This window comes from Planococcus massiliensis, assembly GCF_000821325.1.
Lineage (GTDB): Bacteria > Bacillota > Bacilli > Bacillales_A > Planococcaceae > Planococcus > Planococcus ruber.
This window is the reverse complement of record NZ_CCXS01000001.1, coordinates 218667-230970: the sequence shown is the minus strand read 5'-3', so window position 1 is coordinate 230970 and position 12304 is coordinate 218667. Positions and strand designations below refer to the sequence as shown.

Here is a 12304-nt window from a genome sequence, read left to right as displayed (position 1 = left end):
CTTCGCCACGAGGAGCGATTTCCCCTTTTTACGCCCAAGTTTAGTTGAAATACGCCCAACTCCGCCGATTGGCCGCGCTCCAATAAAAAACCTGAACTGCCGGCCGGCAGTTCAGGTTTTGTTTTCAGATGAATTTTGCTACGTCTTCCAACGGCAGACGCGTTGTGCCGAATGCTGGAGCTGCTGCTTTTCCGACAGCGATCAACACAATCGGGAAAAGATGTTCCGGCAGTTCGAATCTCTCTGCGAATTTCGCTTTGTCGAAGCCGCCCATCGGAATTGTGTCATAGCCGCGCTCTTTTGCGACCAGCATCAACTGCATGGAGACAAGGCCCGCATCAAATGCCGCAATGTTCATGCGCGCTTCTACAGGAGCGTTCGGGTACATTGCATACGTATTAGCGACGGTCCGTTCTTTGATGGACTCGTCCATATGCCCGGCTTCCACATTTTGCGTGTAGATTTTCTCAACATTCTTGTATGCGTCGATATTGCCGAGCACAGCGATGACCGCTGATGATTGCTCGACTTGCGCTTGGTTGTTCGCAATCGCGCGCAATTCTTTTTTCACTTCCTGGTCTTGGATCACGATGAAGTTCCAAGCTTGAAGGTTGCTGGAAGATGGTGCACTTGTTGCAAGCGTCAGCATTTCTTCCAATTCTTCTTTTTCAATCTTAAAGTTCGGATCGTAGACACGTACCGACTTTCTTTCTTTCATTACTTTATATAAGGGTGATTCTACGTTTACTGACATGGAAATGCCTCCTCTGTTTACACTTACTTTTAGTAAGTCGCAAAGAGTAATTTATCACGCAGCCTTTAGCCTGTCAAAGAAGTTGACCTGCACGCCTTTCGTTAATCGTTCGGATTGATGATGGCAAGCATTTGATGGTCTTCCCAGACACCATTGATCTGAACGTTTTTCTGGCTGATGCCTTCTTTATGGAAGCCTGCTTTCTCCAACACCCGGATGGAGGCGATATGATCCGGTTTCACCCCTGCTTCGATGCGGTGCAGCAATAATTCTTCAAACGCATAGCCGACGAGCAGTTTCACTGCGTCCGTGGCATAGCCTTTGCCGTTATGGTCCTGGTCCACCGTATAGCCCATAATGGCGCTTTGCACAGGCCCACGGACCACTTGGACCAAATTGATGCTGCCGATCAAGGTGCCGTCTTTTAAGAAAATCCCGAAATTGTATTCTTTGTCTTTTTGGCGGTTTTCTTCTTGCCTTTGAAGCCTTGCTGCCTGGCCTTCCAGCGTGTAGTAATCCGGGCTTCGCGTCACCGAAAATTGTTCAAAGAGTTCCTTGTTCTTGATCTCCACTGCTAAAATGTCTGCCAAATCTGCTTCTGTTAATTTCCGCAGCATAATCTTTTCGCTTTCCATACTTTTCCCCATTTCTACTGGAATCATCTTATCCTTCAACTTTATCACATTTTTAAAAATTCCATGGCGGCCTGAACCTTCCATTTCAAATAAATAAAAGCCGGCCCTTTTATGGACCGGCTTGAAAGATTCTTTTTACTGCAGCCCACTCGAAAGTTCGCCTGCGGATTTATTCCATTGTTTGATTTTATGGATTTCGACCGGCTTCGCGTAGTAATAGCCTTGGACTTCCTGGCAGATCAGCTGGCGGAGGAAGGTGCTTTCTTCTTCCCGTTCAATGCCTTCGGCGAGACAAGTCAGTTCAAAACGCTCAGCCATAGAAGTGATCGTTTCCACAATGCGCTGGCTGTTTTGGTTGCTGTCGACGCGATCGATGAACTCGCGCGGCACTTTGATTTTATCCACTTTGACTTTTGCCAGGATGCCGAAAGAAGAGTAGCCCGTTCCAAAGTCGTCGATGGCAATTCGAATGCCGTGGGACCTTAGTTCTTCAATTTTTTGCAAGTCTTCCATCCGGTTTTCAAACAGCGACCGCTCCGTCAATTCAATTTCCAGGCGTTCCGGCGGGAATCCGGTCTTTTGCAGGATGGCCAAAGTTTCTTCGACGAACTGCTCTTGCTGGATTTGAATGAAGGATACGTTCACCGCCAAATTCAACGGCTCTTCCGAAAGCTCCGTCAGCTCTTGCACTTGCCGGCAGGCACGTTCTAAAATCCAATTGCCGAGCGGCACGATAAAGCCGTTCTTCTCAGCGATTTCGATAAAGATTCCAGGAGAGATGATGCCCAGCTCCGGATGCTGCCAGCGCACGAGCGCTTCGACGCCCACCATCCGGTTTGTCTCCAATTGAACTTGGGGCTGATAAACGACACAGAATTCCTTTTCTAAATCCGCTTGGTATAAAGCTTCGGAAATGGTGACTTGGTTCATGCTGTCGCGTTTGATTTCTTCTGAACAATATACCCAGCGGTTGATGCCCGAATCCTGTGCTACGTCGAGCGCGAATTGCGCATGCCGCATCAATTCATCGCTGGTCTGGCCGTCTGTTTTGGAACAGCTCGTCCCGATGCTGAAGGTCAGCATGTAACGGTGGTTTTTCAGTTCGTAAGGGGCGGACAGAACCTGCAGGATGTCTACAAAATAGGACGCGACTTCTCTCTGTCCCAAACTATTTTCTACGGCAATCAAAAATCTGCTGCCTTCCGCTTTTGCCAAGTATGAATCACCCGTCAATTTCCCTTCCAAACGCTGCTTCACCAATTTCAAAAGCTCATCACTCTGTTGATGCCCAAGCACATCATAAACCGATTGGAAATGGTTGATTTCAACTTTGCCGATGATGAACTGCTTTTCTTTTAGCATGTAATCTATGTATAGGTTAAAATCCATCCGGTTCGGGATTTTCAGCAAAGGATCCTGATACGCCATCTCTTCCGCCTGGTCCATATAATGAACCAGCATCTTCTCCCGCTTGTTCATCGATTTCAGTCCCCAGTAAGCGAACCCGGCAGCCAAAATCATTAATGACAGGCGGAAAATATGATGGTCTGTGCCAATGGCGACGATCTGCTCTTTCGGCATGAGGACGGCCAAGCTCACCAATACGGCAAGTGAAACCGCCAGCACATAGGAAACCAGCAAAAAGCTTTGCAGGATCAATGCCACCATCAAATACAAAAAGACGACTGCCCAAATGGAAACCGCCACTTCATCGATAAAATAAAACAGGATGAGCGGGATCGAGACGTAATTGATCGCATATAGATGCTCTTTAACCATTCCCTGAATGGTCGTCTTCCCGAGCCATAGCGAAAAGCCGCCTAAAATAAGCATGGCGAGAGGCACCGGATATTCGCTGAGCGTTGCGCCTTGTTCATTGGCGACCACAAACCACCCAAACGCCAGGCCCCCTATAATATTCCCCCAACCGATGACATACCCGATCAAACTGTAGAAACGGGCCTTCAAGCGGTCCGCTTCACTTATGTAACTTCCATTGACGCGATGAACGTTCATCTATTCAAACTCCATTCAAACAAACTTTTGCTGCTCCATTATAACGCTTTTTTTCGGTTCGCCTTCCGGGCTTTCATTCGCCAAAGTTCTTCTGCTGCTCCTGAGCCAAAAAGCACGCCGAACATGATGACGATAAATCCGACCACATGCAGTCCCGTAATCGTTTCCCCAAGGAAAACGGCTGAACCGAGCAAAGCGAACAATGTATTTAAATTTATGAAGACCGCAGCTTTGGGCGGTCCCACTTGGCCCAATGAATAATTGTACAGCATATGCCCAAGTGCTGTCGCGATTACCCCGGAGGCAATCATCAACAGCCAAAACGCCGCATTCATTTCAGCAAACATCCGCCATTCTCCCGGCTCTTGGATCAAACTGATGATAAACAGGCCGACCGAACCCATCAAAAACATATAACCGGTCTGCAGCCTTGGATCCAAGGTTTTAGAAGCTTTGCTGATGACTAAAAAACTCAATACCTGGCCAAGAACGGCGAGGACAACGTATATATCCCCGAGAGAAATCCGGCTCGTTTCGCTGTTTCCGGATAAGACCGTCGCTGACACGCCAATAAACCCGAGCACCAGGCCGATCCATTGCAGTTTGGACGGGCGCAAGCGAAGAAGCGACAAACTGAAAATAGCGGTTAAAATGGGGCTGGCTCCGAGGATCAATCCTGCATTTGTACCGGAAGTCAGCGACAGCCCCACCGAAATAAAGTAATGGTGGATGACGACATTGAGCAGCGACCCAATCCCTACGTACCGCCATTCCCTTGCCGTAAGCTTTCGGACCAGGCCAAAGGAAAAAAGGACCCCAAAGACCATAAGCGCCGCTAAAAAAATACGGAGGGACGTCATGGTCACCGGCCCCATTTGCGCCGTTAAATATTTTACCGCCGGAAGATTGACGCCCCAGACGAACATAATGGCGATCAATAATAAATAAATTTTAAACCGATTCATGTGCATCCCTCTTTTTATCGGCTGCCGTTCCCTTTTTCTTAACCTTACGCTTTCAAAAAGGGTCTTTTCACCATGTAATGTCTTAGATTTCCCTTTATCCCGATTCCTATAAACGCATTTTTGGTCGTTTTAATAGAAAAGTATCAAAAAAGCCGTTCCGCTGAAGCCGGAACGGCTATTCTTTCCATGTTTTCCGGAAACCGTAGAATGGTCGGAATTGCTGTTTTTCATAGAAGGCCTTTGAATTTGCACTTGCAAGCAGCTCCATCCGCGTTTTCGGATAAAGCGCATGCACATGTGCCAGAAGCGCTTGGCCGATGCCGCTGCCGCGTTCTTTTTCAGCGACGAGCAGCTCGCATATATACAGACTGATACATCCGTCCGTCAGCCCTCTGAGGCAGCCAATCACGCTTCCGTCCCGCTCGGCGACAAAAGCGATTTGAGAGTGGCGCCAGGCGGATCTTGTTTCGCCTTGTTTAGCTGCCAGGTTTGTCCACCCTTCTTTTTCGTTTAATTGGTGGATGGCCGGGAAATCTTTTTCTTCGTAAAGGCGTATTGAATAATTGGATGTTTTGATTGTCATGGTTGGGATTCCTCTATTCTAAACTGGATAATATTTCTTGCAGGAACAATAATATATTAAGCACTCAGCAATTCCCCTACAACATCCGGAAATGCTGCATAAGCCATCGTAATAATCACGAGGATCGCCAGCGGGAACTGGATCAAAGTGAAAAGGTAATCATTCGGATTTTTCGCATGCTTTTTCTCCATGACAGCCCGGACGGTTTCCTGGATCGCACCAAATATGATAAAGATGAAAAACATGTAAATTTGAATTGAGTAGAAGGCAAAAATGGCAGCGACGACAATCGCAAAGACCGCCGCCATCCGAATGGTCCAATCGATTCTTTGATGCTTTTCATTTACATAATTATTAGAAAACCTTTTTCTTCGCTCGACGCCTAACATTTTTCGCAACAGCATATTCAAAAGGAAAATCACCACTGCGCTTCCTATTAAGAAAAACGCCATGCTCCACCAGAATTCCGAAGTATGTTCAGGCGGCAATCCGCTCGGATAAGTGTTCAAGCCCATCTTCTCCTTTCTGCTTTTGTGTTTATTTTGGTCGATGCGCTATCGCACGGCCTGCCACTCTTCCTGAAAACAGGCAGCCGCCAAGGAACGTCCCTTCAAGCGAGCGGTAGCCATGGACACCGCCGCCGCCAAAACCGCATACTTCTCCCGCAGCATAAAGTCCCGGAATCGGCTGGCCGGTTTCATCAAGAACGCGGGCGGACAAGTCCGTCTGCAAACCGCCGAGCGTTTTGCGGCTGACGATATTCAAGCGAACCGCAATGAGCGGACCTTTCTTGGGATCGAGTATTTTATGCGGCGCCGCTACCCGAATCAGCCGGTCGCCCCGGTAATTTCTCGCGCCCCGCAATGCTGTGATCTGAAGGTCTTTCGTAAACGTGTTATCCATCTGCCGGTCTCTGGCCATGATTTGGCGCTCAACTTCTTTATAATCCACTAAATTTTCGCCGGTCAGCCGGTTCATGCCAGCGACCAGCTCTTGTAATGTATCCGCGACGATAAAATCTTCCCCTTATCCATGAAGGCCTGAACTGGTGCCGTCGCTCCTTTTCGCACGCGCGACAGCACTTGCGGAATGCTTTTGCCAGTCAAATCAAGATTCTGCTCCGAACCGGACAGGGCGAATTCCTTCTCAATCATCGCCTGCGTTAAAATAAACCATGAATAATCGAAGCCGCTCTTTTGAATGGTTTCAAGTGTGCCTAAAGTATCGAATCCAGGAAAGTTGGGTGCCGGAAAACGGTTGCCGGTGGCATCAAACCACATGGATGACGGCCCCGGCAAAATCCGGATGCCGTGTTTGTGCCAGACCGGATTCCAGTTTTTGATGCCTTCCGTATAATGCCACATCCGGTCGCGGTTCACGAGCCGGCCGCCTGCTTTTTCGGTGATGGCGAGCATGCGCCCGTCCACGTGTGCCGGAACACCCGACAGCATATTTTCTGGAGCTCGCTTCTCCTCTTACTGCCTCGCTTGGTTCAAGTACCGAACCAAACACTCCTGTAACGTTATGGCCGTCTTTGACCAATCCGTCTACTTGATGGCGCGGCTTATAGCCGATCAATCAGCTTTCATATGCGCGCGAACACGGCGTTCAAAAGGTGCTACAATTCCCGGGCCGGTTCCCCAGACAATATGGAAACGCGACACGGAATTGCCATGCCCTTCCGCCAAATAGCCGCCGCGTTCTGCCCAGCCGACGACAGGAAAAAACCTGATGCCCATACTTGCCAGCCATGCCCGCTTTTCGCCCGCTGCAAAATCCACGTAGGCTTCCGCCCATTTTTTCCCCCAATAATCTTCGTCTTGTTCCCGGTCAAAACCGGCTGCCCCAAGCCAGTCCTGCCAAGCCAGTTCTTTTGAATCCTTGATGCCCATCCGTTTCTGTTCAGGTGAATCCACCAGAAACAATCCGCCAAATGACCACCATGCCTGCCCGCCGATTGAAGCTTCAGGTTCTTGGTCCAATAATAAAACCGTTTTTCCCGCATCGGCAATTTCCGCTGCCGCTACTAGCCCCGCTAAACCGGCTCCCACTACAATCGCTTCGTATTCCACGCCGCCATCCCCTTTGCAGTCCGCTATTCTTTCTTCTCTCATCGTAGCAGAAACGATTGGTAAATTATAGGTATTTTCTGTCAACTTGTCGGATTGGGTATAGAATCAGCAAGTATAGAGAATTTATTTTGCTTTAGATTTGGTTGATATTGGAATATTTTCTTGTCGTTTAAAAAAATTTTAAAGAAAAGCGGTCGAAATTGCGGCGAACGCGCGCAAATCACTTTGAACGCGCGCATTTCTGTTTGAACGCACGCAAATTTCAGTGAACGAGCGCATTTTCATTTGAACGCGCGTAAATGCACGGCCATGGAGAAAACGCAGCTTTCAAATAAAATAAAAGAAAATATTTCCACACACAATTTCCGGAGCAATAAAAAAAGCCGAAACCCTTATCCGGTTTCGGCTTTCTCCTATCCTTCCAAATGCTTTCGCTGGAATTCAGAGATGCTTTCGTATTCCTCCGTCAATAAACGCGATAAACGGATGTAGATCGGCAGCAATTCCCGGTAGATTTCACTCGTCGCAGCTTCCGGATGATGGGTATGGGTTTCGCCGATCATTTCCGAAACGATGGAAAAGTCATGGATTTCACCAAGCGCATACATGCCAAGCACGACGGCGCCAAGGCAGGAACTTTCGAAGCTTTCCGGTACGATGACCGGCTTATCGAACACATCCGCCATCAGCTGGCGCCACATTTCCGAACGCGCAAAGCCGCCGGACGCTTGAATCCGTTTCGGTTCGCCGGTTAATTCCTCCACTGCCAGAAGGACGGTGTATAAATTGTAGACGATGCCTTCCAGAACGGAGCGGATCATGTGCTGTTTCTGATGGTGGATGCTGAGTCCGAAGAATGAGCCCCGGGCATTGGCATCCCATAGCGGCGCCCGTTCCCCGGTCATATACGGATGGAACAGGAGTCCGTCCGATCCCGGGTTGACTGTAGAAGCAATTTTGGTCAATACGTCATAAGGGTCGATGCCAAGGCGTTTCGCCGTTTCCACTTCGGAGGAAGCGAACTCGTCCCGCAGCCAGCGCAAAACGATGCCGCCGTTATTGACCGGCCCGCCGACGATCCAATGGTCTTCCGTCAACGCATAGCAGAATGTCCGCCCTTTTGGATCCGTTTTCGGAACAGGTGAAACGGTGCGGATAGCGCCGCTTGTGCCGATGGTGACGGCGATGACGCCCGGTTCGATGGCGTTCACGCCTAGATTCGCCAAGACGCCGTCGCTCGCCCCCACGACAAACGGCAGCTGTTCAGGAATTCCCATGAATGCGGCGTATTCCGGAGCCACGCCTTTCATTTGATGGGTCGTCGGCACAGGCCGCGACAATTTGTCTGGTGAAATGCCGGCCAGTTCGAGTGCTCCCTGGTCCCAATCCAATTGCTCCAAATTAAACAAGCCGGTCGCAGAAGCGATGGAATGGTCCACTGCATATTCACCGAACAGCTTATAGAAGACATATTCTTTAATACCGATAAATTTAGCGGCTTTTTCACAAACTTCCGGTTTTTCGTCTTTCAGCCAAACCAATTTCGCAAGCGGCGACATCGCGTGGATCGGCGTTCCGGTGCGCAAATAAATGGCATGTCCATCATGCTGTTCCTTGATTTTTTTCGCATGCCTTGAGCTTCTCGTATCCGCCCACGTGATGCTTTTCGTCAGCAAGTTTCCTTCGCTGTCTACCGCAATCAGGCTGTGCATCGCCGAACTGAATGATACCAATTTCAATTGATCCGGACCGATTCCGCTTTTTCGGATTGTTTCCCGTACGGTTCCCAGCACTGCGCGGAAAATTTCTTCCGGATCCTGCTCCGCGACGATCGGGCTCGGTGTATCCAGCGGATAAAGAATCGTATCGCTGGCGATAACGCTTCCTTTTTTATTGAATAAAACCGATTTTGTTGATGTCGTGCCAATATCGACTCCTAAGTAATATGCTTGTTCAGGCATAATGGCCCTCCTTTTGAATACAAGAAAAAGAAAAAGGCACTCTCCCTTTTTCTTTTTCAAAATTGTTTAAATGAAGAAACTGATGACGAGCACCACGACGAATCCGGTTAGCCCGATAATTGTTTCCATGACCGTCCATGATTTCAGTGTATCTTTCACATCAAGCCCGAAATACCGGTTCACCAGCCAGAATCCGGAGTCGTTGACGTGTGACAGGACGGTCGCACCAGAAGCGATGGCAATAACGACAAGGCCCAGTGCCGGACCGGTCATATTCACCATTTCCAAAAGCGGCGTGATCAAGCCGGCTGCAGTTACCATCGCAACGGTTGCCGACCCTTGTGCCACACGTACAGCGGCAGCGATCAAGAATGCCAAAACGATTGGCGGAAGCGGCGAACCCGCCATCATATCTCCAAGCACTTCTCCAACGCCTGAATCGATTAAAACTTGTTTGAACACACCGCCGGCTCCAGTGACCAGAATGATGATTCCGGCTGGCTCCAGCGATTTCGTTGCAATGTCTTGGACTTCCTGGCGTGTATAGCCGCGTTTCGTTCCAAGAATGTAGAAAGTTAACAAAGTAGCGATTGTCAAAGCCACAAACGGGTGGCCAAGGAAGGTTAAAATATCCCGTACTGTATTTCCCTCTTCCAACATAACCCCTGAAACCGTATTCATCAAAATTAAAATAAGCGGAATGAGAATCAGGAACGTGATCAAGCCGAAACTTGGCAATTCCTTATCGTACTCTTTCTGTTCCAATTCCATATATTCCGGAATGGCCACATGAATTTTCTTTCCTATGTACCGGCCGAATAGGGGTCCGGCTAAAATCATTGCAGGAACCCCCGCAATCGCACCGAATAAAATGACCCAGCCCATGTCCGCATTGACCAATTGCGCTACCGCGATCGGTCCTGGAGTTGGCGGGATAAAACTATGTGTAACGGCAAGACCCGCTAACAGCGGAATGCCGTAATGGAGTAGCGACTTTCCTGTTTTTCTCGCCAAGCCATAAACGATCGGCACCAAAATGATAAAACCGACATCGAAGAAAACCGGAATCGCGACGATAAATCCGGTAAGTCCAAGAGCCCATGGCGCTTTTTCCTCTCCGAATTTACTGATCAAAGTACCAGCTAAACGCTCAGCACCGCCCGAGACTTCGAGCATTTTCCCGAACATCGCACCAAGCCCAACGACGACTGCGACGAATCCGAGTGTTCCGCCCATTCCGCTTTGAACCGATTCGACGACTTCACCGAGCGGCATGCCCGCTGCGATGCCGACCAATAAGCTGACAAGCAATAAAGCGACAAACGCATGCAATTTCGTGCGCATGACTAAAAACAATAAAAGAAAAATACCTGCTACTGCTACCAAAATTAATGTTGAACCTGACATTTTCGTCCCTCCTCTTTCTCTAAACCGCTGTGTGCCTTATTTTTTTTCTACTGCATGGCCGCCGAATTCATTGCGCAGCGCTGCTACGACTTTGCCTGTGAACGTATCGTCTTCCAACGAGCGGTAGCGCATCATCAGCGACAACGTAATGACCGGGGCCGGAACATTCAAATCCAATGCCGTTTCCACTGTCCACTTGCCTTCGCCTGATGAATTCATGACGCCGCGGATGCCATCCAGTTTTTCGTCTTTTGAAAAGGCATTTTGCGTTAAGCCCATCAAATACGAACGGATGATGGAACCGTTGTTCCAAACACCTGCCACTTTTTCGTAGTCGAAATCGAAATCGCTTTTATTGAGGATTTCAAAGCCTTCTGCGATGGACTGCATCATGCCGTACTCAATGCCGTTATGCACCATTTTCAAGAAATGGCCGCTGCCGGCTTCCCCTGTATACAAATAGCCGTCTTCGACCGAAATGTCCTGGAAGAGCGGTTCGATTTCCTTGAACTTCTCAGCATCTCCGCCGATCATCGAACAAATTCCTTTGCGCGCCCCTTCTGTGCCGCCGCTTGTTCCGCAGTCAAAGAAATAAAGCCCTTGTGCTTTCAATTGCTCAGCACGGCGCACCGTGTCTTTATAATTGGAATTTCCGCCGTCAATGATCGAATCGCCTTTGGCTAATAGCGGCGTCAATTCGGAAATGACCGACTCCGTGATTTCACCTGCCGGCACCATTAGCCACACTGTGCGAGGCGTTTCCAATTTCTCGACAAGCTCTGCAATCGAAGCCGTTTTTTTGAAACCGTTTTCTTCAATTACCGCATGGCTGTCATAGCCAATCACTTTATGTCCGTGGTCCACCAAGTTAAGAGCCAAATTCAAGCCCATTTTGCCTAAACCGATTACACCGATTTGCATAATAAAACCTCCTGTATATGAAAGAATATTTTTCCGCATTAAAAATATTATATCAAATATTTTTCCATACACAACATGTTATTCTATAATTAAAGGAAACTCCCCAAAGAAATGAGGCGCGAATTGATGAAAGAACAGCCCTTTGCGCTGGCTGCCATTCGAGGCAGTTACCGCCACTTCAGCGAAAAAGAAAAAAAGATCGCCGACTATGTCTTGAACGATCCGAAAAATATTATCCATTTGACCATCAACCAAATTTCCGATGAACTCGGCTTAGCGGAGTCCACCATCTTCCGTTTCTGCCAGCGAATCGGCTTTAAAGGTTTTCAGGCATTCAAAATTTCATTAGCCGCTGAAGTAGTAGCGCCGCTGAAAGACATCCATGAAAAAATCGAAGAAGGCGACAGCGTCGAGCGCGTTACGGAAAAAGTTTTCCGCTCCAATATCAAGACATTGGAGGATACGCTCCAGATTGCGGACGCAGAGGCAATGGAACAAGCGGTCGATGCAGTCATGGACGCGCGCCGAATCGAGTTTTTTGGAAACGGAGGCTCGGCTGTCATCGCCATGGACGGCTGCCATAAATTTATCCGGCTCGGCCTGCAGGTATCGATCAATCTCGATGCCCATATGCAGCTGATGGCCGCTTCACAGCTTCAGCAAGGAGACGTGGCCATTGTCATTTCCCATTCCGGCTCCACCAACGATGTTTTAGATGTACTGCGCATCCTGAAAGAAAAAGGCGTCACCATCGTTTGCGTCACCAATTTTGGCAAGTCTCCGCTGTCTAAAGACGCGGATATCGCCTTATACACCTCGTCCGAAGAAACGGATTTCCGTTCCGAAGCGCTTTCTTCCCGCATTGCCCAGCTCAGCCTGATCGATGCCCTTTATACGAACTTGATGATCGCCCGCGGAGAAGAAGGCAAAAAAGCCCTCCAAAGCATGCGTGAAGCCATGTCCCAAAAACGCCTGTAAACTAAAAAAGAT

General features: G+C 48.8%; 10 protein-coding genes and 1 pseudogene. 1 reads left to right on the top strand and 10 read right to left on the bottom strand.

The window, feature by feature from the left end; translation table 11 throughout:
- Positions 1–124 precede the first annotated feature (124 nt).
- From BN1080_RS01100 to gnd, 10 genes and pseudogenes are all read right to left on the bottom strand, one after another.
- Positions 125–754, bottom strand: a complete 630-nt coding sequence (locus BN1080_RS01100; protein ID WP_052649744.1) for a nitroreductase family protein — start codon at positions 752–754, stop codon at positions 125–127.
- Between the two features lie 101 nt (positions 755–855).
- Positions 856–1416, bottom strand: coding sequence for a GNAT family N-acetyltransferase (locus tag BN1080_RS01095; protein ID WP_407674771.1), 561 nt, complete (start codon positions 1414–1416; stop codon positions 856–858).
- Between the two features lie 108 nt (positions 1417–1524).
- Positions 1525–3405: an EAL domain-containing protein gene (locus BN1080_RS01090; RefSeq protein WP_052649742.1), complete on the bottom strand. Its 1881-nt coding sequence runs from the start codon at positions 3403–3405 to the stop codon at positions 1525–1527.
- A 38-nt stretch (positions 3406–3443) separates the two neighbouring features.
- Positions 3444–4370 carry a DMT family transporter gene (locus tag BN1080_RS01085; protein WP_052649741.1) on the bottom strand — a complete coding sequence of 309 codons (927 nt, stop codon included), beginning with the start codon at positions 4368–4370 and terminating at the stop codon, positions 3444–3446.
- A gap of 175 nt (positions 4371–4545) precedes the next feature.
- Positions 4546–4953: a GNAT family N-acetyltransferase gene (locus BN1080_RS01080; RefSeq protein WP_052649739.1), complete on the bottom strand. Its 408-nt coding sequence runs from the start codon at positions 4951–4953 to the stop codon at positions 4546–4548.
- Between the two features lie 56 nt (positions 4954–5009).
- Positions 5010–5462 (bottom strand): DUF4181 domain-containing protein, encoded by a 453-nt coding sequence (locus tag BN1080_RS01075; RefSeq protein WP_199876567.1) that lies wholly within the window; start codon positions 5460–5462, stop codon positions 5010–5012.
- A gap of 28 nt (positions 5463–5490) precedes the next feature.
- Positions 5491–7025, bottom strand: a pseudogene (locus BN1080_RS01070) (FAD-binding dehydrogenase).
- A 413-nt stretch (positions 7026–7438) separates the two neighbouring features.
- The gene (gene gntK / locus BN1080_RS01065; protein ID WP_052649735.1) at positions 7439–8986 is read right to left on the bottom strand and encodes a gluconokinase; all 1548 of its coding nucleotides are present in this window, start codon (positions 8984–8986) and stop codon (positions 7439–7441) included.
- Positions 8987–9052: 66 nt separating this feature from the next.
- On the bottom strand, positions 9053–10393 hold the full coding sequence (locus tag BN1080_RS01060) for a GntT/GntP/DsdX family permease (RefSeq protein ID WP_052649733.1): 1341 nt from the start codon (positions 10391–10393) through the stop codon (positions 9053–9055).
- 36 nt (positions 10394–10429) lie between these two features.
- The gene (gnd, locus tag BN1080_RS01055) at positions 10430–11314 is read right to left on the bottom strand and encodes a phosphogluconate dehydrogenase (NAD(+)-dependent, decarboxylating) (RefSeq protein WP_052649731.1); all 885 of its coding nucleotides are present in this window, start codon (positions 11312–11314) and stop codon (positions 10430–10432) included.
- 126 nt (positions 11315–11440) lie between these two features.
- Here gnd and BN1080_RS01050 point away from each other — a divergent pair, with 126 nt between their 5' ends.
- A complete protein-coding gene (locus tag BN1080_RS01050; RefSeq protein WP_052649729.1) occupies positions 11441–12292 on the top strand; it encodes a MurR/RpiR family transcriptional regulator in 852 nt (283 codons plus the stop codon).
- Positions 12293–12304: the final 12 nt, after the last annotated feature.

What these genes read in the sequence shown, in the direction of transcription:
- BN1080_RS01100 (WP_052649744.1), bottom strand. Translation starts at nt 754, where the DNA reads ATGTCAGTAAACGTAGAATCACCCTTATATAAAGTAATGAAAGAAAGA.
- BN1080_RS01095 (WP_407674771.1), bottom strand. Translation starts at nt 1,416, where the DNA reads ATGATTCCAGTAGAAATGGGGAAAAGTATGGAAAGCGAAAAGATTATG.
- BN1080_RS01090 (WP_052649742.1), bottom strand. Translation starts at nt 3,405, where the DNA reads ATGAACGTTCATCGCGTCAATGGAAGTTACATAAGTGAAGCGGACCGC.
- BN1080_RS01085 (WP_052649741.1), bottom strand. Translation starts at nt 4,370, where the DNA reads ATGAATCGGTTTAAAATTTATTTATTATTGATCGCCATTATGTTCGTC.
- BN1080_RS01080 (WP_052649739.1), bottom strand. Translation starts at nt 4,953, where the DNA reads ATGACAATCAAAACATCCAATTATTCAATACGCCTTTACGAAGAAAAA.
- gntK (WP_052649735.1), bottom strand. Translation starts at nt 8,986, where the DNA reads ATGCCTGAACAAGCATATTACTTAGGAGTCGATATTGGCACGACATCA.
- BN1080_RS01060 (WP_052649733.1), bottom strand. Translation starts at nt 10,393, where the DNA reads ATGTCAGGTTCAACATTAATTTTGGTAGCAGTAGCAGGTATTTTTCTT.
- gnd (WP_052649731.1), bottom strand. Translation starts at nt 11,314, where the DNA reads ATGCAAATCGGTGTAATCGGTTTAGGCAAAATGGGCTTGAATTTGGCT.
- BN1080_RS01050 (WP_052649729.1), top strand. Translation starts at nt 11,441, where the DNA reads ATGAAAGAACAGCCCTTTGCGCTGGCTGCCATTCGAGGCAGTTACCGC.